The sequence below is a fragment of the Bacillus sp. SIMBA_005 genome, from assembly GCF_046535585.1.
Classification (GTDB): Bacteria; Bacillota; Bacilli; order Bacillales; family Bacillaceae; genus Bacillus; species Bacillus pumilus.
Genome location: NZ_JAWRWI010000002.1, coordinates 170,517 through 193,832 on the forward strand (window position 1 = coordinate 170,517; position 23,316 = coordinate 193,832).

The following is a 23,316-nucleotide window of genomic DNA, read 5'->3' on the forward strand; positions in this document are numbered from 1 at the left end:
GGCTGACCAAACAAACCAAATCATTTCCACAATCTATCTAACTGATTTGAATAAAAATCAATGGCCTTTCGATAACTCAAAATACCAGGATCATTTGTCGTCTCAGTTAAACAGTTCAGTAATATCTCCATCGCTTTGCTATGTTCGTTTAAATTATACAACGTCATGGCATAAAACGTTTGAATGGCTTTATTATGCGGATAAGCTTCCATCGCATGGAGGAATACCTGTTTTGACTTTTCATATTCCCCTAAGGTTCTGTATGTACTTCCTAACCCTAGTAAAGCATCTTCTCTTTCTTCTGAAGACAAACCTAGTTCAAGGGCCCTCTCATAAAAAAAGACAGCTTGTTTTTCCTTCCCTAACACATCATAACTCCAAGCACATTGATAGTGAATGGAGGCATGATCTGGATACTCTTCTACAAGACGGAAGAGCATGTCATTGGATTCTTGAAGATGTCCACTTTCTCGAAGTTCAATAGCTTTCAGAAGTTTCGTTTCCAATACATCACCCTTATTTTTAAGATGGAACGATGTGTTTACGAGAACACTTTCTCATTCCGCTCAATCATCCGCGTCATGTTTTTCTCAAAATCCAGCTGTTCCTCGGTGGTCAGTCCTGAAGCTGTCAGTTGTTCGCTCAGCTTTTGGAGTTCTTCTAGTAAAAGACGCATGAGAAGCGCACAGTCAATTGGTTCTCCAGTTAATTCTGATAGGGACGCCATCGTATCAAGCTGTATATCAGGGAATACCGCTTTCACCTCATGTCGTTTATCCTTTAAGGCCGCCTCATAAAAACGGCGAATCAAATCAGCTCGTTCCCGCCCGCTTCCATCTGCACACAAATAAATTTGCACAGCGACTCCACCGCGTAATCTACGCTGAGAAATGCCTGCAAATTTCTTTCCATTGATGCTGAGATCATAACTGCCCGGACAATAAGAGCCGACAATCTCATAAGCTTCAATGTCCACCTCATACTTAGACAGCATCCGGCGGACCAATTCCACCATCGCATCATACCCGCGGTCAATATCAATGCCCTTCTTTTGTTCCGCAAAGATTAAAGACACATTCAGTACGCCTTCATCCAGCACAACAGCAAGACCGCCTGAGTTGCGTACAATGACGCGATAGCCCTCTTCTTCGAGGAGCTTTACACCATCTTGGAGAAATGGAAGTCTTGTATCCTGAATCCCAAGCACAATTGTATTGTGATGCACCCAAGAACGCGCTGTCGCTGGTGAGAGTCCCTTCCCGACCGACGCACAAAGCGTATCATCCATCGCAAAGGATTGCTTCGGGTCCACATAAAGGCCGAGGCTCGATTGATCTATAATTCGCCATTTCGGCTGTGTCAGTAACTCAATAGGTTCATTTTTCATGTCCTGCATATCCTCTCGTTCATAAACTGTGTTTATTATAACATGGGATGAATGGAGGGAGAATCGGAGAGAGCATCAAAAAAGCTCCATGACATTTAACGTCACAGAGCGTTCAGTTGGATGATTCAGTTTTGCTTTTCAATGATTCATGCATTTCAATGCTGTGATCATTCAATGATACATCCCCCACTCACCCACTCCAGCAAGTCTTCAGTGACCAATTCTGCATGCTGAGGGTCCATTACACCAGCATCTACAACCCACACGCGTTTCTCTTCTTCGGTCTGACGCATGAGAAATACTTGCCCTCCACCATCGTCGCCAATCGCTATATAGCCTCCTGCATACCGTTGAACCTCCCACGTTGCATTGCGTTCCGTAATGTCCTCAGTGCCGTATAGTAAGACATCGCCTCCAACGGAACATCCATTTGTCTGTCTAAGTAAGGTCTTAAGAGTATGAGGTAACAACATGTTTAGTTGGGATTCTGCCTCTTTGATGTGTTTGTCGCTTGCTGGTTCAGGATTGTTGGGATTTTGAGAGAAGTTGATCATTTTGGAAAGCCTCCTAAAAGCTTTTAATCAGCTAATTTTGTCATGATCCTTTTATACATCCACAGCAGCACCTTTAATAGAAAATGATGAAATCAATTTTCAATACTTTCTAACCATCTATTAAAATAAATGTTCCAATTAAAGAACCGCACCTCATGATTAGTCTTAAGACTTTAATGAGTAAACAAGTTCGTTCATGTTTTTATACAATCTGCGATGTAGATAAATCTAAAAAACATTTAAATATCAATTAAATTAGCTCGACACCCACTTGATTGTAAAATTTAACTTTTAGAGTTTCTTCCTCATTCACATACACAATCAGAGTCCTGTCATTTCTTTTTATGCTGGTTACGTGAGAGAACTCACCTGAAAAAACTACAAAATCATTAAAAGTAATACTTATACTAATTGTTTGTTTATATACATCAAGGGATAAAATTAATTTGAAATTCAGATCGTCTTCATAAGAATAAATGTATTCTCCATCATCTAAATTGCCCGTAATACTAACTGGCTCACTTTGAAAAAGCTCTAACAAATCATATTCATCATATTTTATAAACATTTTCATTCACCCTTTTACTCATTATTTAGGGATAACTGTAATAACATCACCAAATTCATTTATAACAACTCTTACATCCAGTGTATCGTGAACAAAAGTTCCTTTTCTATGGCCAGGTATCTTATTGGTATTCTTTATAGCGTCCTCAATAACAGAAGGCGGAATATCTCTTGGATCTACATATTTTTTTATAAAATCATTGAAGTCCTTTGTTTGCGGCTGATAACCTAATTCATCAGCTTTTTTTAAAGCTCTTTTTGTTAAGGTTGCCCTTACTTCAGGAATATTTGGTGCCATTCTTTCTAGAGCATGCTGAGAATATTTTCTTTGATTTATTATTCCTCCGCCCTTTGACAAACTCCAACCAACTTGACCTGTAACCTTATTCGGCTTCTCAACCCTTTTAACCACTTTCTCCCCTTGATCAATTTTAAAAACATATTTCCCACCCTTAATGATTTTCATAAATGGGATAATTGAAGCTGCGGACAGAGTTTGTTCTGTGTTGCTGATGTTTTGGCTGGTTTCAGGGTCTTTGCCGGTGACGGCTCGATAACCGTCGTAGATTCCGCTGTATTCTAGGATGATGTTTTCGGTTGTTGAGACAACTTCACCGTCTAATATGCGCTTCGCGTTGCCTCGGCTACGGCTTTCTGGAATTTTGTCTACTTCTTCTATTCTTACTTCACCGTTTGCAATATACGTTCGGATGATTTGTTTATTGGCGTAAACGGTGTATCGGCCGCCAATAAAATCAATATCGGATGAGTCGGTGACGACTTCATCTGCGATATCGAATTCTTTTAACTTTTTAATACCTTTGACGTTGTATAGTTTACCATTTATAACCCTGATGTCTCTATGAATCTTGTTTTTCCCGTTCAATGCTTCCCTTTGCAATGTCGTAAGTGCTGGATCGTTTGCTGTGACTTGTTGGCTGATGTTTTTATGAGATTCATCCCGAACAACCGTCTCCACATTCGTCCGTTCTTTCTCTCTCAGTCTCTTCAGCATGATCATCATCGGGTTGTCTTTCGGGTTGTCTATTTTGTCATTCAATCCACCGATGGTACTGCTTATTTTTTCTTCTTTTCCATTTTGGACAATAGACCCTTTTTGATAGGTGGTGATGTCGATTTTTGGGCCGGTGAACATGGTGCTTAACGTGTTGATGAATTGCTTCATTGTTTGAAGGGAGCTTTTTGTTTGTTGTAAAGTGCTTGTCTGCTCTCTGTCAAATGCATGAAGCAGACCAATGGTTCTTGAGGTCTCAAGCCATGCCTTTTGATAGTTTTGCTGAAACACTGATTCGTCTACATTTGGTAGTTGAACAATATGACCAACTCTGCCAATGGCTTGGTTCACCTCTGATACGATTTCAGAAATCATTCGTTCAGCTTTTTTTAAACCTTGATCAACTTCGTGTTCAATAAATGCTTGTGATATAAAGCCATGCCCGTTTGATTCTAGTGCATGAAGCGCCTGCTTTGTGTTTTTCAGCGCATTGCTGTATTCCTCAATGACGACCTGAAAGAATTGCAGGAAGGGAATATGACATTCTGTATAAAAGGAGCGGATGGCTTGTCCCGCCTCTCCCTTTAGTGCGCCATCAAGTGAGATGATGTGATGGATTTGTTTTTCTATGGAGCTGATTTGTTGTGATTGCTGCTTTAATGTATTTAGCGTTTGGTCAATTCCGTTTATTAGCGCAAAGGCGTCAAGGGTTTTCATTGCGTTCTCCTTTATTTTCTTTTACTGCTGGAGGCAAGCGCCTTGTCCGTTTCGATCATGGTGTTCACCGCTTGTTCTGTTTGTACAAGCTGTTTCTGAAGAATGCCTATGTAGGATGTACTTAATTCGTTCAATTGTTGATTGATTTTTTCTAATGTGTCTGCTGCTAGGAGCTGGTTTCTCCCTTTGATGGATGTTGGAAGTTTTGCATTCATTTGAGCGCCTGATTGTTTAGTATGTTGTAACACTTGTTTGATTTCACTGGCATCTATTTTGATTTCTCTACTCATGTGACTTCCCTCTTTTTTCTTCCAGTTGTTTCTGCTTTTCTTTCTCTATTTTTCTTTCAACAGATTGGATTTCATGTTCTAACGAATGAATTTCTGATTTTAAGTCCCTGATTTTCTCATCAATTCGATTCACTAGATCGGTCAGCTGTACACCTTTAATCTCTTTACTGGCGGATGCCATCTCGTCTCGAATGTCATCAAACGTATCTGCAAGATGGCCAAACCATGTATGTGATGTCAGATCTGGATAAGTCATTTTCTTGTTAGCATCTGCCAGAGCCGATTTTGCTTCTTTTATTTCTTTTCGACACATCTTGAGTTCTATGATTTGTTCTTTTTTTATGGATATGTCTGCCTTTAACGAGTACAAGGCTGTTGTATAACCGATGATAGCTCCAGACATCGTCAAACACCTCTATTCCTCAAATAGTCCTCCGTTATGTTACCATTTCCTAGCACAAGAGGCATATGATTGAAAACAAATTCACCGAAAAATGAATCGTAGGTATTGGGTTTTTATACCCATTTCACATGCACAAAAAAAGCTGAATTCCCCAACTGAATCCAGCTTTTGACGCTTATTTGACCGAATCACCAGCTGATGCTGATGGTTGATCGCTAAATGACGTGTCTTTCTTATCAGGAATATAATGAAGAGAGAAACCGATAAGACTAAAAAAAGCGCTTAACACAAGTGTGGGATTTTTGAATAGGTTCGTACTTGCTATGATCAAATCTCCATTTTGCAAGAGAATCCCTAGAATTTGACCGAATACCAGCATGGTACCTGACGTTAAGAAAAGGACAAGCAGCACTTTAAATAAAAATTCCATCAATGCTCTCATGTGTTTCTCCTTTCTATACTGGAAGTATACCCATTCCAATGAGCCAGCCAATTCCTACAATCGGCAGCATATAGTAAAGAATGAGCGGTATAAATGTTTTCTCCGGCCGGGCTCCTGCAAGACCAGAAGCGATGAAAATTGACCCTGATGCAGGCGGGGAAGCGCCTTCTGTTGATGAAAATGCAAGAATGGCGACAACAGCGACAACTGGATCTACTCCGACTGAGATTAAAGCTGAAAATGAGACAAGCCCAACAGCTGTTAATGTAGCAGTTGAAGATAATGGTCCGGCCACCAGCGTGACAAGAACACCAACAATGAGCACCATGAGCCACTTCGGAATGGCAAGTACTGATGTGATGTGTGTCAAATCTTCTGCGAGTCCTAATTCAGCAAGCACCTGACTAGCAGCAACAGCAAACAACATCAAGGCACCGATCGTTGTAAACTTAGGAATGGCCGACTTGAAAAACTGAGACCAATCTAAAGCAGACGCTTTTTTTCTTCCAATTGTTAAGCTAATCAGCATCATGAGAATCGGAATCCACGTAATTAAAGAAATTTGATCCATTGCCTCTGGTCCAATGTTTGGATTACTTTTTAAGTAGTTTGCCAGCGGACCAATTGTAATCATGATAGGGATCAAGGCACCGAAAAAAATAAAAATCGATTTCCACCCTTGTTTCACAGCTTCTCTAAAGGGAACAATATCATCTGGCGGCATCGCTTGAATTTTATTTTTTCTCACCAGAATATACACAAGAATAAATCGGTATACGACTTGATACAGTCCACCTATTAAAAGAGCAATATATAAATCGCCTTCAGAGACAAGCGCTGCAACTGGTGCAAAGCCGAGCATGATAAACATGGAAGAGTTCGGCGGCAGCGCGGCTCCAAGTCCGCCATTCCCAGCTAGAATCGTGGCCGTATGGGTTCGGCTCCATCCTGATTTAATCATCCAAGAAGCCGTAATAGAGCCAGTGGCAGCTGTGTTTGCAGAATTCGAACCTGAAAGAGCGCCTAGGACTGCTGAACCTAACGTACTCATATAAGCCGCTCCCCCAGGAAGCTTGCCGACAACCGAATTCAAGATGCGCAGGAGTGCGTGAATTAATTCCAGCTTCTCGATTAAATAAGCCATGAATACAAACGCAACGGCTGCATAAAGCACCTCATATGTGGATGCAAATATTAAACCATCCCAGAACAGTCTAAGCGCATCCATTCCGCCAAACAAAGTGGTTGCAATAAAGCCTAACAGCATGGCTTCTCCCATATTTCGTTTCACGATGACATTCCATATAATGATGACGGCTATGAATACAATCAATGCAATAAAACCCATGTCGTTTCTTCGCCTCCCTTTCAATTAATAAAGCGCTTAAAAAATCACCCTTGCTGCATCACATCAATGACTTCTTCCCAGCTGGCTGGTTTTTCCCCATTAAACCGTTCAATGAATTGAAAGTCTGCTAATCTCTCTAGCTTCTGTTGTGCTGCCCGGGACATGCTCGCATCAATATGAGCTGAATCCAGCATTTCAATAGAGCCAAGTAGTTCGACCGCTCGTCTTTTTGCATGTAATGCACTTCCTGTCACAAGACGATTCATTGTCTCTACAAAACTTTTGCTGTCCATCGTTTCGCTTAGTGAAGAAATCACTTGATCTTCTACATTATATTTTTTGGAAATTTCCAAAAATTCAATAAGTAAACCGACGATTCCTTTCATATAAATGCTTCTTATTAGCTTTAAGGCTGAAGCATCTCCTGGCTGATCACTGATTTTTGTAATATTCATACCGTATTCTTTCGTTAATTCAATGAATCGATCTGTTCCACTTCCGCTTGCCGTGATTGGAACCTTATGTTTGTTAACAGGGAGAGATCCTAGCATGGCGGCATCTACAAATAGAGCTTCTTGCTTTTTAATTTCATCTGCCACTTGTTTTTTGATGTCTGGAGTTGATGCCGACACATCCACATATACTTGATTTTTTTTCAAACTTCCTAATACAGATTGAGCCACTTCTAAGGTTTTATTCGCTGGCACAGCCGCAATGACAATGTCAGATTTCTCAATGACCTCACTCACATTACTTATTAATTCGACGCCTGTACGAGCTGCTTTTTCTTTCATTGTTCCAGCCAGTTTCTCATTTTGTAATAGTACATCATACGCATAAAAATGATCTAATCCTTCTGTTTTCAACCCCGTTGACAGCTCATATGCCGCTTCTCCATAACCGATAAAGCCTATCTTCATCACAGATTCCCCTATCCCTGGAATTTTTTCATTTTGCCCTCTAGCCATGCAGGTGCTAGGAGACTAATATCCTGCTTTTCTTCACTCATATAATGTTGAATGGTTTTTAATCTTTGATTTTCATATGCTTGTTTCTCCTCAGCCAGCGACAGCATCTCTTCTGCTTTCTCCTTCGGGACAATCACTACTCCATCATCATCTGCAACGACCAAGTCACCTGGTGATACTTTGACCCCTCCACACGAGATGATTTCATTCAATTCACCAGGGCCATCCTTAAAAGGTCCATTCGGCGTGAATCCCTTACTATAGATTGGAAAAGCTAATTCCTCTAAAGCGACTTTATCGCGGACAAGACCGTCGATCACGATTCCTTCTATTCCAACAGCCTTTGCTGCACCTGCCATCAATTCTCCTAAATATGCGTGACCCCTATGATCTTTCCCATCAACGATGAGTACATCGCCTACTTGCGCAGAATAAATCGCTTGGTGAAGAAACAGATTATCTCCTGGCCGTAAGCTCACGGTAAAAGCTGTGCCGACTACATTCATGCCTCTCGCAACTGGTTTGATTTGATGATCCATCGCGCCGGTGCATCCCATCACGTCTGACAGCAAGGTCGAGTTAAGCTTTTTTGCCCTAGCTATGAGATCATTTGACACGAAATGAACAGTACTCATTGTTTCCATCATCCCCTTTGAGTTATATTTATTACATTTAATTCATTCAGAGTAATATATATTACTTTCGTGATATGATCATACCACCTCATTTTTAAATAGTAAAGCGCTTTCAAAAAAATAAAAAAATGAGTTCCACACGACTAATGTGTTGTGTGATAACTCATTTTCGTTAACATATGATTGATTTGATCTAAACGTGGTTTGGTTCTTTCAGGATCATCCATCGCTAATGCACTTAAGATGAAATCGACGATAAAGATAGCCGATACGACAGAGTTATGAGAGCCTACACTTGCTGAGGAACATGGTAATACATATTGTGCATATTTGGTTAGTGGAGAGCTGTAACTGTCTGTAATTAAAAGGACTTCTACCCCATAAGACTTCGCTGCTTCCATCAAATCCTTCATACGTTTTGCATAGCGCGGATAGCTGACAGCTATAATGAAATCACCCGAGTTGAAATGAACCAAATCATCCACCCAGTCACTTTGATCTGCATCAATATACTGGCAATTCCCCAATAGCCGATTGATTCCTAACGACATGTATTCGCCAACAGGTCTTCCACTTCGGACACTTGTACACAAAACGTGGCGTGCGCTAGCTATTTTCCCAACAATTTGCTGAAATGTTTCTTCCGTGATATTGTCCAATGCGTACTGGATATTTTGAAATTGCAGTTCTACATGGTTATGCAGGAGCTTACTCTTATTTGAATGCTTGAGATTCGCCTCAAGTCTCGTTTGAGGGTCGGCTTTATGCTTCATAGCTGATTGGAGCTCTTTTTGAAACTCCGAAAAACCGGAATATCCCACAGCAGCAGAGAATCGCATGATAGTTGCTGTACTCGTCCCGACTTTTGACGCTAATTTATCAACAGTTAAAAAAGCGACCTCCATTGGATGTTGTACGATATAATCTGCAATTCTCCTCTGTGCATCGGTTAAAAAAGCGACCTTATGCTGAAGCTTATGTATTAAATCCTCCATTATAGCACCCGCCCATCCTATCGGCTTTATCTACGATCAGATTTGTTCTCTCTATATTGTACACATTTGTCCAAAATAAAAAAACAGCCAGCACGAATATCGCGCTGACTGCTTTAGCCGAGATGCTAGTTTATCGTGCTTGAGCTGCTGTGATAAGCGCAAGGTTGTAAACGTCTTCGGCATTACAGCCTCTTGAAAGGTCGTTTACTGGTTGATTTAAGCCTTGCAATATTGGACCTACAGCTTCAAAGTTACCTAAGCGCTGTGCAATTTTGTAGCCGATGTTTCCTGCTTCTAGGCTAGGGAAAACAAATACGCTAGCATCGCCTTTAATGACGGAATCTGGTGCTTTTTTCGCTGCTACTGAAGGAACGAAAGCTGCATCGAATTGGAATTCTCCATCAAGTACAAGCTCAGGTGCCTTTTCTTTTGCAATACGAACTGCTTCAGATACTTTTTCTGTTTCGTCTGATTTTGCTGAGCCTTTTGTAGAGAAGCTAAGCATTGCCACACGTGGTTCGATGTCGAACATTTTGGCTGTGTTAGCACTTTCAATTGCAATTTCAGCTAGATCTTGGCTGTCTGGTGCAATGTTGATTGCACAATCAGCAAACACATATTGCTCTTCGCCGCGAGCCATGATGAAGACGCCAGATGTTTTCTTTACGCCTTCTTTTGTTTTAATGATTTGAAGTGCTGGGCGTACTGTGTCAGCAGTTGAATGTGCTGCACCGCTCACAAGTCCGTCTGCAAGACCTTTGTACACAAGCATCGTACCGAAATAGTTTTCATCTAGTAATGCTTTTCTTGCTTGCTCTTCAGTTGCTTTGCCTTTACGTCTTTCTACGAAAGCTTGTACAAGCTCTTCAAAACCTTCATATGTATGAGGATCATACACGTCAACACCATCAAGTGTAAGACCTAATTCTTTTGCTTTTGCTTCAACTTCTTGTGTTTTACCTACAACAATTGGCTGCAAGACTTTGCCATCTGCTAGTTTTTGAACGGCTGTTAGAATGCGTTCGTCCATTCCCTCAGGAAAAACGATCTTTACTCCTTTACCTGCAACCTTTTCCTGAACTGTTGAAAAAATATCTGCCACTTATATACCCTCCTTGATTTTACAAAAAAAGCGTTCTCTTTTAAGCATACTCTTCTTCTACATAAATTCAAACTACCAACTTACATTATAGCGCTTACAAATTAAATTCTTATTTTTCAAACTAATTAAATCAATTTCCATAAATCTGACTTCGTCGTTCAAGTTTTGATCACATCTTCATTTGGACAAACTATGTTATAGTTGGAACAGATGGAAAACTGTTAATAGGAGTGAAAGAAATGAGCGAACAACATACAACCAATGAAGCAGCTCAAACACTAGACGGCTGGTATGCACTGCATGATTTTAGAACCTTTGACTGGACAGCTTGGAAGCTGCTGACAAGTGATGAGCGCCAAGCGATTCTTCATGAATTCACAGGTCTATTAGAAAAATGGAAAACAGCTGAGCACGATAAGGCTGGAAGCCAAACAATCTATAGTATTGTCGGCCAAAAAGCTGATATTATGCTCATGATTTTGCGTCCAACCATGGAAGAACTGGGTGAAATTGAACTTGAATTCAACAAGACACGACTAGCAGAGTTTACGATCCCAGCTTATTCGTACGTTTCAGTTGTTGAACTCAGCAACTACTTAGCAGGAGGCGGAGATGGCGGAGATCCTTACGAGAACCCGCATGTACGTGCACGTCTATACCCAGAGCTCCCTGCTTCTCAATACGTATGCTTCTATCCAATGGATAAAAGACGTTCCGGCAACGACAACTGGTATATGCTCTCTATGGATGAGCGTAAATCTCTTATGAGAAGCCACGGCTTAATTGGCCGCAGTTATGCCGGAAAAGTAAAGCAGATCATTACAGGCTCCGTCGGTTTTGATGATTATGAGTGGGGCGTCACTCTTTTCTCTGACGATGTGCTTCAATTCAAAAAATTGGTTTATGAAATGCGCTTTGATGAAGTCAGTGCACGCTACGGCGAATTTGGTTCCTTCTTTGTCGGAAACCGCTTAGCAAACGAGCAGCTAGCGTCTTATTTTCATGTATGATAAACTCTTAAGGCTTCGGATCTCTCCGAAGCCTTTTTATGTATTTTTTTAGAAAGGTGATCACATCATGAAAAACTTCCCCATCGCTATTTTTGCTTTAACGCTCGGTGCGTTTTCGATTGGTATGACTGAATTTGTCATTATGGGACTTTTGCCAAACGTTGCTAACGACCTCCATGTATCTATCTCTGCTTCAGGGCAGCTGATTACTGGATATGCACTTGGTGTGGCAGTTGGCGGACCTATTTTAACGTTATCGACTGGAAAAATGTCGAGGAAACGTCTTCTCATTTTATTAATGATCCTGTTCGTGGCGGGAAACACTGTTGCTGCTGTATCAACCTCTTATGGCCTATTAATGGTTGCACGTATTTTGACATCATTTGCTCACGGGACCTTCTTTGGCGTCGGAGCGATCATGGCGGCACGGCTTGTGCCTAAGGAGAAAAGTGCAAGTGCGATCAGCTTCATGTTTACAGGACTGACGGTCGCCAACGTACTGGGTGTGCCGTTCGGTACCTTCATTGGAAATCAATTCGGCTGGCGTATGTCGTTTCTCGTCATTGCTGTCATTGGGCTCATTTCCTTAATCGGTATCATCAGCTTAGTACCCAATCAATCGAAGGAAGAAGTACTGGATATTCGAAATGAAGTGTCTGTTTTGAAAAAACCACAAGTACTCGTCTCCTTTGCAATGACGATATTTGGTTTTGCAGGTGTGTTTACCGCCTTTACGTATATCAGCCCGATCCTGCTGCAAGTGACTGGTTTTCAAGAGAATGGGGTGACGCTCATCCTTGTTCTCTTCGGACTTGGGGTCACCATCGGGAATTTAGTTGGCGGAAAGCTTGCCGACTGGAAGCTGATGCCGAGTATTATCGTGTCCTTGATCCTGCTGATGGCTGTCCTGTTATTGTTTACTATCACTTCCGAATTCAAAGTGCCAGCTGTGCTGACTATTTTTGTGTGGGGAATCATTTCATTTATTCTTGTTCCTACCTTGCAATACCGCACGATGAACATGGCACATGAAGCACCGACACTCGCATCAACGCTCAGCCATTCTGCCTTTAATATCGGGAATGCCGGCGGTGCTGCGCTGGGCGGCCTTGCCATCCAGCTTACACATTTACAGCTTGTACCGTTATTTGCTGCAGCTGTAACTTTCATTGGACTCATCATTACGATCACGAGCTATCAGTCAGACAGACGAACAAAAAGGACCTGAGTCAGGTCCTTTTTTATTTCATCACGGTCATTTCTGGCTCTTCTATTTGTTTCACACGTTCCTGAATTGGGTGGGAAAAGGAGTGCTCGGATAAGACGATATGAGATACGGTTTTTGTAAACCCAGACACTGCCTGAATAAAGGCTTCAATTTCTTCAAGGGAAGCGACTGACAGCTTAATGAAAAAGCATGACTGTCCTGCCACTCGATACGCAAAAAAAGCGCGTGGGTGCTGATTCATAAAAGCCACAAAACGCTGATACTCCCCGTTTAGCACTGTGACTTCCAGTAAGCAGTCAATCATAAGCCCTAATTTTTTATAGTTGACCTGAACCGAATACCCTTCGATAACCCCTGCATCCTCTAATTTACGCACTCTTTCTGCTACCGCAGGTGCGGATAAATTGACTCGTTTGGACAACTCCCTCATAGATAAGCGAGCATCTTTTTTCAATTCATTTAAAATATGCACATCAACATCGGTGATTTTCATTCGTACCTCTCCTATCCAAAAATCGTTCCATTTGAAAAGTATTTTATGATAATACTTATGATGCGAAATGTAAAATAAAACTAAATAATGGTAGAATTTATTTTAACGGAATTGAATGAAAAAGCAAGTATGGAGGGATCACCTGATGAAAGAATCTTTAGACAGCCAGGCTTCTAAAACATTTCCCATCACACTTGCCATCGCGCTGACACTTGGCGTCTTTGCGGCGGGATCGGAAGAACTGGTGATTTCACCACTGCTGCCTGATTTATCACACTCCTTTCAGCACTCTCTTGATATTCTCGCCCTTTCCATCAGCATTTATGGGTTAGCAGTGCTTATTGGAGCCCCGCTGCTTGTTCCTTTAGGGGACCGGTATTCAAGGGAGCTATGTCTGATCATCGGGCTTTCTTTCTTTTTGATTGGGACCGTGATGTGTGCGGCTGCCCCGAATTTGGCGGTGTTTTTTGCCGGTCGTGCTATTTCTGGGCTGGCGACCGGTGTATTTGTGCCAACAGCCTATGCGCTTGTAGGCGACCGGGTTCCTTATGAATATCGAGGCAAAGTGATGGGGCTCATTGTGTCGAGCTGGTCTCTTTCTCTTGTCCTCGGTGTACCAATTGGCGCCTTCATCGGTCAGAGTTTAAACTGGCGATGGACCTTTTGGATTTTCGCCATCATGAGTCTCATTGTCCTGCTGCTCGTCATTCTTGAATCTCGCAAACAAACCGCCACAGCGAATACAGGATCACCTCAAACTAGGGAGAAAGCTGGCTCTTTATGGGGAGCTTTGAAAATTGATCGTGTCCCCGCCTATTTGACCGTGACTTTTTGTAATATGCTAGGATTTTATGGCATGTACTCGTTTTTAGGAGCGTATCTGCAAAGTTTGTTTTCTGGAGGGCAATCGACGGCAGGATTACTAATCATGGCTTACGGCGTCGGCTTTTCCATGAGTGTATTTACTGGGAAATTAGCAGACTGGTTTGGCAAAACTCGTTCTCTTTTCTTTGTGCTGGGCGGCATTACGCTCGTTCTGGCCTTACTTCCTTATGCTCCTTTCTCCTGGACATTGCTGATTTTTGCCCTATTTATTTGGGGTGCTATGCAAAGTTTATCCGTCACGCTTTTGAGCACTGTTCTAAGTGACTGCTCCCAAACCCACCGAGGCAAAGTGATGGCTTTTTACAGTCTTGCGTCCAACCTTGCCGTTATGCTTGGTTCCGCTCTTATGGGACCTGTCTATGTCCATTTCGGCTATCATACGGTAGGGCTTCTATGTGCGCTCATTACGCTCGTTGGTTTTCTTGTTAGTTTCGCCAGCTATAAACGTGAACGAACCTTACAGCAGAAACATAAAAACACATTTGAAACGTAAGCTCCATTCACTGCACATCTAGGTATGTGCAGTTTTTTAGATCAATTTTTAATATCATTATAAAATACATTTTTTATAAATTTTGTTGACAATTTACAAATATATTTTTTATAATCTAGTAAAAATTTGAAAAAGATTGGATGGTAAACATGATCTTAAAGAATGATGTTTTTCATTTCAAAGAAGAGCCCATCGTTTCACCTAAGATGTTTACAGTCAATACACTAGGCCCTAAGGGGACAAGCAGTGAATACGCAGCAAAACATTTCATCTCTCATTCCACCAATACACTCGGCACTCATACGAAACTATCCCTTTACGACACGTTCGAAACTTGCATTGAACATACTCTCTCTCACGCACTCCAATACACTCTCGTTCCACACGCATACGAAGGAATCAAACACTTCTACATGAGACCTGATCTGCAGCTCTTACAAATTTTCAGATGTGACACACCCATGTATGGTTTGGCTGTCAGACCAGATTTTCCATTTCATGAACAAATGCTCCACCATTTAAAAATTGTCTCTCATCCTGCACCTGTCAATTTAATTCAATATTTCATTCACCAAAATGCTGAATTTGAGCTGGTCAATTCAACAAGTACTGCCGCACAAAAAGTAAGAGACGGCGAATTTGATTTCGCTTTAACCAATGAGGTAGCCAGAGCCACATATGGCCTCACCTTCGTTCGAACGTTTAAAAGCATCCCTATGAGCTGGTCCATATTCGGAAAAGGAGAGATATAATATGCAAACTGAACAAAAGACGCAAGAACGATATTTTCCACAAGCCAAAAAAATAGAATGGGAGAATGGTGTCACACAATATTCCACGGTCAGAGGTGATACGGAAGTGTTAATCTCATACGTCCCTCCTCACACGATCATTGAACCTCACGAGCATCCCGAAGCACAAATCGGCATCGTATTAAAAGGTGAGCTTCAAATGACAGTCGGTCCATCAATCCAATTACTCACCCCTTTAGAATCAGCCTATATCGCACCACCTTTTGTCCCTCACGGCGCTTCTAACCTGACAGATGAAGAAGTGATTGCTATTGATATTAAGAGATTAAAAGATGGCGAGGAATATACGGCGCCTCCTACTTATTTCTTAGACATTTTCAAAACACGGGATTTACTCCCTGGCATGGAAGTGACCTTTTTTGTTGAGGACTGGATGGAGCTCATGATTGCCAACATTCCTGGAAATGGCGGAGAAATGCCTTTTCATAAACACCGCAATGAACAAATCGGCATTTGCATCAGCGGAGGTTATGATATGACCATTGAAGGCTTTACAGAGAAAATGGAATTTGGTACTACCTACTTCTGTGAACCTAAGGAAGACCACGGGGCGATAAATCCAAAGCCGGAAGCCTCAAAGTCTATTAATCTCTTCTTCCCTCCCCGCTATAATCGGTTGAAGCCAAAAGTGTCTAAGGTGAAGAAATGAACCTTACCGGAAAAGTCGTCTTGATTACAGGAGGTGCATCGGGGATTGGGCTTGCCGCAGTCAAGCTTTTCCTTGAGCACGGAGCAAAAGTCGCAGTGGCTGACATCAATGAAAAAAGCGGAAAACAACTCGTCGAATCATTGGCGCACGAGCATCTTGCGTATTTCAAAACAGATATTACGAATGAGTCTGACTGTCAAATAACCGTTCAGTCTGTGCTGAATCAGTTTGGGACAATCGATGTGCTGATTAACAATGCAGGCATTGAAATTGTCTCTCCCGTTCACGAGATGACACTGGAGGATTGGAATCACATTGTGCAGGTCAACCTGACGGGTGTATTTCTCATGAGTAAGCATGCTTTGCCGCATATGCTTGAGAAGAAAAGCGGAAGTATTATTAATACCGGATCTGTCGGAGGGCTTGTCGGCTGGCCTGACATTCCTGCCTATAATGCAACAAAGGGCGGTGTCATCCAGCTGACCAAATCGATGGCGGTCGACTATGCCGCCCATCAAATCAGGGTAAACTGTATCGCCCCAGGCATTATTGATACGCCATTAAATGAAAAATCCTTTTTAGACAATCATTCAGAAAGTCTTGAGGTTGTTAAAAAGGAAAAAGCAAAGGTGAATCCATTACTTCGTCTCGGAAAACCCGAAGAAATTGCGGGCGTCATGCTGTTTCTCGCCTCTGATCTATCCAGCTATATGACTGGAAGTGTTGTCACAGCAGATGGCGGTTACACCGCTAGATAAAAAGGAGTGCTTTCATTGAGTAAAAAAACCGTTCTTGTCATTGCTGATCTGGGAGGATGCCCGCCCCATATGTTTTATGAAAGCGTGGCTGCATCGTATCATATCATTTCTTATATCCCGAGACCCTTTGCTATTACAAAGGGACACGCTGAGCTAATCGAAAAATACTCTATTGCGGTCATCAAAGATCGAGATTATTTTGATACAAACCCTTCTTTTGAACACCCAGATTCGATTTACTGGGCACATGATGATTATCTGAAATCAGAGGAAGAGGTGGTGGATGACCTCGTTCGCGTCGCTTCCTTTTTCAAAGCGGATGCGATCACCACCAATAATGAATTATTCATTGCACCAATGGCAAAAGCCGCTGAGCGACTTGGGCTGCGCGGCGCCGGGGTAAAGGCAGCTGAATTAGCGCGTGATAAAAGCCAAATGAGGGCTGCATTCAACGCGGCTGGGGTCAAAGCAGTAAAAACTCAGCCTGTCACGACTTTAGCTGATTTTCAACAAGCCATTGAACATATCGGGACACCGCTTATTTTAAAGCCTACATATTTAGCAAGTTCCATTGGCGTGACCCTTTTTCATGACCGAGCCGGCAGTGATGATCTCTTTTTACACGTACAATCCTATTTGCAAACCATTCCCGTTCCAAACGCTGTGACGTATGAAGCACCCTTTGTCGCTGAAACATACTTGGAGGGCACTTATGAGGATTGGTATCAAGACGACGGCTATTCTGATTATGTCAGTGTAGAAGGATTAGTTGTTGAGGGTGAATATATCCCTTTTGTCATTCATGATAAGACCCCTCAAATCGGCTTTACAGAAACGGCTCATATCACTCCGTCGATCCTAGACAATGAAGCTCAGCACATCATCATTGAGGCAGCAAAAAAGGCAAATGAGGGGTTAGGACTCGAAAACTGTGCCACTCATACAGAGATCAAGCTGATGAAACATCGGGAAACTGGACTGATCGAATCAGCAGCTAGATTTGCTGGCTGGAATATGATTCCGAATATCAAAAAGGTCTTTGGGGTAGATATGGCCAAGCTGCTGATTGATGTATTAGTCGATGGAAAAAAGGCTGATTTGCCAAAAAAACTGCTTTCTGGACATACGCATTATGTAGCAGACTGTCATTTATACCCTCAGCATTTCAAAGAGAGCGGACACATTCCGCCTGAGGCCGCACACATCACCATTGATCATGTGCATATTCCGCAGGACACTTTAGTTGGAGATACTGTCATCATCAGCGAATCCGTCCCACCTAAAGGAACCTTTGTAGATCTATCTTTATTTGAAGCATTTAATGGCATCGTGTCTCTTGAATTAAAAGGGTCGTCTTCTCAAGATGTTGCCGCCTCCATCCGCAACATTCAAAAGCAGGCATCCATTCAGTTAATGGATGAATTAGTGAAGGGATAAGAAAGAGAGGATGTCGTGGTGAAAATCTTACCATCTAACATGATTGAACGGCTGCCAGAACAAAAATTCGGAACCGTATTTGAGAAAATTGCGCATAAAACAAAGCACGGAGCGAACATCATTAACCTTGGTCAGGGAAATCCCGATCTTCCTACTCCTGCGCATATTGTGAGTGCCCTTCAAGAAGCAGCAGGCACTTTGCAATTTCAGCAATATGCACCTTTTAGAGGCTTTGACTTTTTCAAGCAAGCCATTGCGGATTTCTACAGAAAGGAATTCGCCATTGAGGTTGACCCGAAGAAGGAAATTGCCCTTTTTAATGGCGGAAAAACAGGCCTTTATGTGATGAGTCAGTGCCTGCTTGATCCAGGGGACATTGCCCTCGTCCCCGATCCTGGATACCCAGAATATCATTCAGGTATCTTGATGGCAGATGCAAAGCCATACTGCATCCGGCTAGAAGAGGAAAATGGCTATTTGCCGAATTTCTCATCAATTGATCCAGACGTGTTAAAAAAGGCAAAGGTCCTTTTCTTAAATTATCCGAATAACCCAACAGGTGCTGTAGCAAATGAGGCTTTTTTTGAAGAGGCTGCGGCATTTGCCTCTACTCACGGACTCCATGTGATTCATGATTTTGCTTATGGTTCATTTCATTATGAGCAAAAACCAGTGAGCTTTCTAAAGGCTCCTCTTGGGAAAAACGTAGGCGTGGAATTATATTCTTTATCCAAAACATTCAATATGGCAGGATGGAGAGTCGCTTTTGCTGTAGGCAATGAGGACATCATTCATGCCATTAACGCTTTCCAAGATCATGTGTTTGTCAGTATGTATGGTGGATTTCAGCATGCCGCCACCGTCGCTTTACAAAGTGATGACTGTCATATTTTATCTTTGAAAGAAGTCTACCTTGAACGAATAAATTTCTTCATCCGTCACGCGGAGAAGCAGCTTGGCTGGACCATTGAACGTCCAGCCGGCGCCTTTTATTTGTGGGCACCAATCCCTGATGATTTCGAGGATTCTCATGCATTTGCCGATTATTTACTTGAGCATGCAGATGTCGTCGTGACGCCTGGGGGTGTGTTTGGAACACACGGAAGACGTCATGTCCGCATCTCAATGGTGACGCCAATTGAACAGCTTGCCCTTTTTATCGATCGGCTGCATATACTGCCGATTCGGTTTCATCAAAAAACCCGCATATAGCGGGTTTTTCATATCTATATACTTTTCATCGAACCACCATCGACAGATATTTGCTGTCCAGTGACATAGGAGGCTTCCTCTGATGTGATAAATGCCGCCAATGAAGCCATTTCACTCGCTGAACCTACTCTTTGCATCGGGATTCCTGACGCAACAGCCTGTACAGCTTCTTCGCGTGATAATGACTGCTCACGCATCATGTTTTCGATAAATTGTTCATACCGATCTGTAGCAATAAATCCTGGGTTTAAACAATTCACTGTGATCCCAGAAGGCGCAAGCTGTGTGGCTGCATTTTTACTAGCATTGATGATCGCTGCATTCATCATACTGTTCGTAAACATTTGATGACCAGGTTCCTTCCAAAGGTTCCCGACAATTTGAATGATTCGGCCATATTCATGCCTTTTCATTATTGCTGCCGCGCGTTTCATCATATCAATATACGCAAGAGCTTTCTGAGAAAATGCTGCCAGCATCTGCTCGCTTTCACATGAATCAAAAGTATCTGGCTTCCCTCCTGGAATGTTGTTAATCAACACATCCAGTCTGCCAAACTCTTTATCTATTGCCGCAAAGGCCTCAGCTCGCACTCCTTCATGCGACATATCGCCACAGAAAAGAGACACCGGTTCCTTTGTTTCTGCCATACGTTCAATGTGCTGCCGCGCATCTTCTAGTGAGGATTGATTTCTAGAATTGATGATGACCTTTACATGATCCTGGGCGGCAAGCTTTATGGCGATTGCCTTTCCAATCCCTGTACTTGCCCCTGTTACAAATGCAATTCTTTTAGACAAACTCATCCACATCCCTTTTCTGCTTAACTTAGAAAAATACATAAAATGACACTTAGAATGTATTTCAACAAAAAAAGACCTTTCTCCTGCGAAAGGCCTCTGTTCTTTATTTAAAAGTCGTTTCCCAATCAAATCCGATTGTCTCGTCATTCCATGCAATTCTCATTTCATCTGGGTTTTTCGGGTCATAGGATTCTGTCGTGAAATAGACAATTTGCAGAGGCGTCTCGCCTAGTACCCGGTAGCCATGTGCGACACCCTTTGGGATGAGGAGGAGCATTGGATTGTCTTCCCCCATATAATACACATCAGTTTGACCCTTTGTAGAAGAACCCTCACGCAAATCGTATAAAACGACCTGAGCATGACCTGCTGGGAAAAACCAAACGTCATCTTGCTTTTCATGATAATGAAAGGCTTTGATTACTCCTGGAAAGCTTTTCGACCACGATGCCTGCCCAAAACGTTGCAGCATCGGCTCATCATCTCGAATGAGCTCTGCAAAAAAGCCGCGATCATCACAATGTTTCATGAGTTTTTTCGTTTGTACACCATCAATCATGCTGATGCCATCTCCCTTCTTTCTGCAAATATTCGTGAAGCGCATCCTTCCAATGTCTCGGCTGCCAGCCTGTGGCTTCAATGGCTTGAAGGTCTAACACAGAATAGGCTGGACGAGGCGTTTGGAAGCCGTACTCTTCCGTGGAAATTGGCTCAATGGTCGTAGACAGGGCGCTTTTTGCCACAATTTCTGACGCAAAGTCAAACCAGGAACAGCTTTCTCGGTTACTGACATGATAAATTCCTGCATGCTGATCAAACAAATGAATGATGGCCTCTGCGACATCCTTTGTATAAGTCGGTGAGCCTACTTGGTCATTCACGATGCGCAGATGATCCTTTGTTTCTGCGAGCCGAAGGATGGTATTCACAAAATTATGTCCCTCATGACCGTATAGCCACGATGTACGGATGATTTTCACTTCGTCTGATACAAGATGGATCAATTCCTCACCAAGCTTTTTACTTTTTCCATAAATGGTTTGAGGATCTGCTTGTGCATCCACTTGGTAAGGCGTGTCTGCTTGCCCGTCAAACACATAATCTGTACTGACATGTAACACATCAGCCCCTACGTTCTTTGCCTCCAGCGCTGTATAGTAGGCGCCAATGCCATTAATAAGATACGCCTTTTCCGTTTCTGTTTCACACTGATCTACTGAGGTATATGCTGCTGCACTGACAACAATATTAGGACGAAAGTGTCTCATCGCATGTCTGACTGCTTGCTGGTCTGCGATATTGAGCATGCTCTTCGTTAAGGCAATGACGGTGATGTCTTTCTCCTTAAGCTGTCTGCTCAATTCCTTCCCTAGTTGCCCGCCTGCACCGGTGATTAAAACTTTCATCCGTCACCCTTCTTCGCTCTGATCATATTTGGCACGATACCAATCGATCGTTTTTTCAATACCTGCTTCAAATGACGTCTCCTGCGTCCAGCCAAGCTCCCGTTTTAGCTTACTGGCGTCAATCGCATACCGCCGGTCATGTCCTTTACGGTCTTCAACAAACGCAATACGGTCATGACTCATCCCGAGCTGCGTCAGAATGGTTTTGGTCAAATCGAGATTCGTTTTCTCGTTGCCACCGCCGATATTGTACACCTGCCCAGCTGTTCCGTTTTCAAGGACCTGCTTTACAGCTCTTACATGATCCTCTACATACAGCCAATCGCGAATATGCTGGCCATCTCCATAAATCGGGATTTTTTCTCCATTGATTGCTTTTCTAATAATCGTCGGTATTAATTTCTCTTCGTGCTGATGCGGTCCGTAGTTGTTGCTGCATCGTGTGATCATTGCGGGTAATTGGTGAGTGTGGATATAAGATTTTACAAGCAGGTCTGAGCTTGCCTTGCTTGCTGAATAAGGATTATTCGGTGAAAGCGGTGTTTGTTCTGTGAAAGCTGGATCATTCAGTTCCAAATCTCCATATACTTCGTCTGTTGAAATATGAATCAGTTTTTTCGCCTTGCCCTTTAAAACTGCCTCCAGCATACGATAGGTACCGAGGACATTTGTTTGAATAAAGGGCTCTGCCGATTCAATACTGCGATCAACATGGGATTCTGCTGCAAAATGAATGATCGCATCATAGACTTCATCAAACGCTTGATCCAGCTCATGTTGAAGGGTGATATCCCCTTGAATAAAACGAAAATGAGACAGCTTTAATAATTCATCCATCTCCTCTGGATGACTGGCATATGTTAACTTGTCAAAAACAGTGAGCCGGACATCTGTTTCCTGAAGCAGCAGTTTCACAAAATTCAGTCCAATAAATCCCGCTCCGCCTGTAATTAAATAAGACTTCGTCATTCGTATCCCTCTTTTTTCTTCATCGTTTCAAACATTTTCGTCGATGCTTGGTGGAGAGATTCATGTGTTCCTGCATCAATCCACCACCCTTTTAACATATCATAGGTCAGCTGGCTATTTGAGATATAGAGATTGTTTACATCTGTAATCTCTAATTCGCCTCGATCTGATGGCGAGATTTTCTCAATATATTGAAAGACTTCTTGATCATAAAAATAGATACCCGTGACGCAGTAGGATGAACGCGGATGCTCCGGTTTTTCCTCAATTGATAATATTCGTTGGTGGGCGGCATCAATTTCTGCAATGCCAAACCGCTTTGGATCTGTCACTTCTTTCAATAGAACCTTCGCACCGCTTTCTTGCTGCTGAAAGGCTTCAACAAAAGGAGTTAGCGAATCCTCAAATACATTATCACCAAGCATTAGCACAAACTTTTCCCCTTCTACAAAGGGCTTTGCGTAGGATAAGCCGTCTGAAATTCCAGAAGCTTCTGGCTGTACCTGATACACGATGTTCATCCCCAGTTCCTGATCGCCTTCAAGCAGCTTTTGAAACAGCGGGATTTGTTCTGCTTGTGATATGACCATTACTTCTAAAATCCCCGCTTCTTTCAATTTGAACAATGACCAATAAATCATCGGATATGGACCAACCGGCAATAAATGTTTATTGAAAATCTTCGTTAAAGGTGCCAGTCGTGATCCCTTTCCTCCTGCTAAAATAACTCCCTTCACA

At 42.4% G+C, this 23,316-nt stretch carries 27 protein-coding genes; 8 read left to right on the forward strand and 19 right to left on the reverse strand.

Annotated elements, in window-relative coordinates:
* Nucleotides 1-20: 20 nt before the first annotated feature.
* The 13 genes from SB660_RS03515 to pta all read right to left on the reverse strand — a co-directional run bounded on the left by SB660_RS03515 (nucleotide 21) and on the right by pta (nucleotide 10,423).
* Nucleotides 21-506 carry a tetratricopeptide repeat protein gene (locus tag SB660_RS03515; RefSeq protein ID WP_410581359.1) on the reverse strand — a complete coding sequence of 162 codons (486 nt, stop codon included), beginning with the start codon at nucleotides 504-506 and terminating at the stop codon, nucleotides 21-23.
* A 35-nt stretch (nucleotides 507-541) separates the two neighbouring features.
* Nucleotides 542-1,387, reverse strand: coding sequence for an octanoyl-[GcvH]:protein N-octanoyltransferase (gene lipL / locus SB660_RS03520; RefSeq protein WP_410581361.1), 846 nt, complete (start codon nucleotides 1,385-1,387; stop codon nucleotides 542-544).
* A gap of 167 nt (nucleotides 1,388-1,554) precedes the next feature.
* A complete protein-coding gene (locus SB660_RS03525) occupies nucleotides 1,555-1,941 on the reverse strand; it encodes an SMI1/KNR4 family protein (RefSeq protein ID WP_410581363.1) in 387 nt (128 codons plus the stop codon).
* Nucleotides 1,942-2,191: 250 nt separating this feature from the next.
* Nucleotides 2,192-2,509, reverse strand: a complete 318-nt coding sequence (locus tag SB660_RS03530) for a hypothetical protein (RefSeq protein WP_044140199.1) — start codon at nucleotides 2,507-2,509, stop codon at nucleotides 2,192-2,194.
* A gap of 21 nt (nucleotides 2,510-2,530) precedes the next feature.
* Entirely contained in the window at nucleotides 2,531-4,240 is a 1,710-nt protein-coding gene (locus tag SB660_RS03535) for a T7SS effector LXG polymorphic toxin (protein ID WP_410581366.1), read from the reverse strand.
* 11 nt (nucleotides 4,241-4,251) lie between these two features.
* Nucleotides 4,252-4,530 carry a YwqI/YxiC family protein gene (locus tag SB660_RS03540; RefSeq protein ID WP_061409906.1) on the reverse strand — a complete coding sequence of 93 codons (279 nt, stop codon included), beginning with the start codon at nucleotides 4,528-4,530 and terminating at the stop codon, nucleotides 4,252-4,254.
* Nucleotides 4,523-4,933 carry a YwqH-like family protein gene (locus tag SB660_RS03545; RefSeq protein ID WP_410581368.1) on the reverse strand — a complete coding sequence of 137 codons (411 nt, stop codon included), beginning with the start codon at nucleotides 4,931-4,933 and terminating at the stop codon, nucleotides 4,523-4,525. Before SB660_RS03545 ends, SB660_RS03540 begins: the two co-directional genes overlap by 8 nt.
* Nucleotides 4,934-5,108: 175 nt before the next feature.
* Nucleotides 5,109-5,375, reverse strand: coding sequence for a hypothetical protein (locus SB660_RS03550; protein WP_058013431.1), 267 nt, complete (start codon nucleotides 5,373-5,375; stop codon nucleotides 5,109-5,111).
* A gap of 13 nt (nucleotides 5,376-5,388) precedes the next feature.
* Nucleotides 5,389-6,723, reverse strand: coding sequence for a TRAP transporter large permease subunit (locus SB660_RS03555; RefSeq protein WP_306011379.1), 1,335 nt, complete (start codon nucleotides 6,721-6,723; stop codon nucleotides 5,389-5,391).
* Nucleotides 6,724-6,767: 44 nt separating this feature from the next.
* Entirely contained in the window at nucleotides 6,768-7,643 is an 876-nt protein-coding gene (locus SB660_RS03560) for a prephenate dehydrogenase/arogenate dehydrogenase family protein (RefSeq protein ID WP_410581371.1), read from the reverse strand.
* An 11-nt stretch (nucleotides 7,644-7,654) separates the two neighbouring features.
* On the reverse strand, nucleotides 7,655-8,326 hold the full coding sequence (locus tag SB660_RS03565; RefSeq protein ID WP_081106477.1) for an RraA family protein: 672 nt from the start codon (nucleotides 8,324-8,326) through the stop codon (nucleotides 7,655-7,657).
* Nucleotides 8,327-8,469: 143 nt separating this feature from the next.
* A complete protein-coding gene (locus SB660_RS03570; protein ID WP_058013427.1) occupies nucleotides 8,470-9,321 on the reverse strand; it encodes a MurR/RpiR family transcriptional regulator in 852 nt (283 codons plus the stop codon).
* Between the two features lie 130 nt (nucleotides 9,322-9,451).
* Nucleotides 9,452-10,423 carry a phosphate acetyltransferase gene (gene pta / locus SB660_RS03575; protein WP_061409912.1) on the reverse strand — a complete coding sequence of 324 codons (972 nt, stop codon included), beginning with the start codon at nucleotides 10,421-10,423 and terminating at the stop codon, nucleotides 9,452-9,454.
* A gap of 239 nt (nucleotides 10,424-10,662) precedes the next feature.
* On the opposite strand from pta, the gene hemQ reads away from it, so the two are divergent.
* Together hemQ and SB660_RS03585 are read left to right on the forward strand one after the other, a co-directional pair.
* Nucleotides 10,663-11,433, forward strand: coding sequence for a hydrogen peroxide-dependent heme synthase (gene hemQ / locus SB660_RS03580; protein WP_058013426.1), 771 nt, complete (start codon nucleotides 10,663-10,665; stop codon nucleotides 11,431-11,433).
* A gap of 67 nt (nucleotides 11,434-11,500) precedes the next feature.
* On the forward strand, nucleotides 11,501-12,661 hold the full coding sequence (locus SB660_RS03585) for an MFS transporter (RefSeq protein ID WP_410581374.1): 1,161 nt from the start codon (nucleotides 11,501-11,503) through the stop codon (nucleotides 12,659-12,661).
* Between the two features lie 13 nt (nucleotides 12,662-12,674).
* Here SB660_RS03585 and SB660_RS03590 read toward each other — a convergent pair whose 3' ends face one another.
* Entirely contained in the window at nucleotides 12,675-13,154 is a 480-nt protein-coding gene (locus SB660_RS03590; RefSeq protein WP_058013424.1) for an Lrp/AsnC family transcriptional regulator, read from the reverse strand.
* Between the two features lie 145 nt (nucleotides 13,155-13,299).
* On the opposite strand from SB660_RS03590, the gene SB660_RS03595 reads away from it, so the two are divergent.
* The 6 genes from SB660_RS03595 (at nucleotide 13,300) to SB660_RS03620 (ending at nucleotide 19,400) form a co-directional block, all read left to right on the forward strand.
* Nucleotides 13,300-14,532: an MFS transporter gene (locus SB660_RS03595; RefSeq protein WP_410581376.1), complete on the forward strand. Its 1,233-nt coding sequence runs from the start codon at nucleotides 13,300-13,302 to the stop codon at nucleotides 14,530-14,532.
* 149 nt (nucleotides 14,533-14,681) lie between these two features.
* Nucleotides 14,682-15,284, forward strand: coding sequence for a bacilysin biosynthesis protein BacA (locus tag SB660_RS03600; protein WP_180309906.1), 603 nt, complete (start codon nucleotides 14,682-14,684; stop codon nucleotides 15,282-15,284).
* A 1-nt stretch (nucleotide 15,285) separates the two neighbouring features.
* Nucleotides 15,286-15,993 (forward strand): 3-((4R)-4-hydroxycyclohexa-1,5-dien-1-yl)-2-oxopropanoate isomerase, encoded by a 708-nt coding sequence (bacB, locus tag SB660_RS03605; RefSeq protein ID WP_180309905.1) that lies wholly within the window; start codon nucleotides 15,286-15,288, stop codon nucleotides 15,991-15,993.
* The gene (locus SB660_RS03610; RefSeq protein ID WP_180309904.1) at nucleotides 15,990-16,751 is read left to right on the forward strand and encodes an SDR family NAD(P)-dependent oxidoreductase; all 762 of its coding nucleotides are present in this window, start codon (nucleotides 15,990-15,992) and stop codon (nucleotides 16,749-16,751) included. The genes bacB and SB660_RS03610 overlap by 4 nt, the downstream gene beginning before the upstream one ends.
* 15 nt (nucleotides 16,752-16,766) lie before the next feature.
* Nucleotides 16,767-18,188, forward strand: a complete 1,422-nt coding sequence (gene bacD / locus SB660_RS03615; RefSeq protein WP_410581379.1) for an alanine--anticapsin ligase — start codon at nucleotides 16,767-16,769, stop codon at nucleotides 18,186-18,188.
* Between the two features lie 15 nt (nucleotides 18,189-18,203).
* A complete protein-coding gene (locus SB660_RS03620) occupies nucleotides 18,204-19,400 on the forward strand; it encodes an aminotransferase class I/II-fold pyridoxal phosphate-dependent enzyme (protein ID WP_410581381.1) in 1,197 nt (398 codons plus the stop codon).
* A 14-nt stretch (nucleotides 19,401-19,414) separates the two neighbouring features.
* Here SB660_RS03620 and SB660_RS03625 read toward each other — a convergent pair whose 3' ends face one another.
* The 5 genes from SB660_RS03625 to SB660_RS03645 form a co-directional block, all read right to left on the reverse strand.
* Entirely contained in the window at nucleotides 19,415-20,206 is a 792-nt protein-coding gene (locus tag SB660_RS03625) for an SDR family oxidoreductase (protein ID WP_306821881.1), read from the reverse strand.
* Nucleotides 20,207-20,306: 100 nt separating this feature from the next.
* A complete protein-coding gene (locus SB660_RS03630; protein ID WP_144461591.1) occupies nucleotides 20,307-20,762 on the reverse strand; it encodes a dTDP-4-dehydrorhamnose 3,5-epimerase family protein in 456 nt (151 codons plus the stop codon).
* Nucleotides 20,755-21,609: a dTDP-4-dehydrorhamnose reductase gene (rfbD, locus tag SB660_RS03635; protein WP_410581383.1), complete on the reverse strand. Its 855-nt coding sequence runs from the start codon at nucleotides 21,607-21,609 to the stop codon at nucleotides 20,755-20,757. The genes SB660_RS03630 and rfbD overlap by 8 nt, the downstream gene beginning before the upstream one ends.
* A gap of 3 nt (nucleotides 21,610-21,612) precedes the next feature.
* Nucleotides 21,613-22,578: a dTDP-glucose 4,6-dehydratase gene (rfbB, locus tag SB660_RS03640; protein ID WP_410581385.1), complete on the reverse strand. Its 966-nt coding sequence runs from the start codon at nucleotides 22,576-22,578 to the stop codon at nucleotides 21,613-21,615.
* Nucleotides 22,575-23,315 (reverse strand): sugar phosphate nucleotidyltransferase, encoded by a 741-nt coding sequence (locus SB660_RS03645; RefSeq protein ID WP_410581387.1) that lies wholly within the window; start codon nucleotides 23,313-23,315, stop codon nucleotides 22,575-22,577. Before SB660_RS03645 ends, rfbB begins: the two co-directional genes overlap by 4 nt.
* Nucleotide 23,316: the final 1 nt, after the last annotated feature.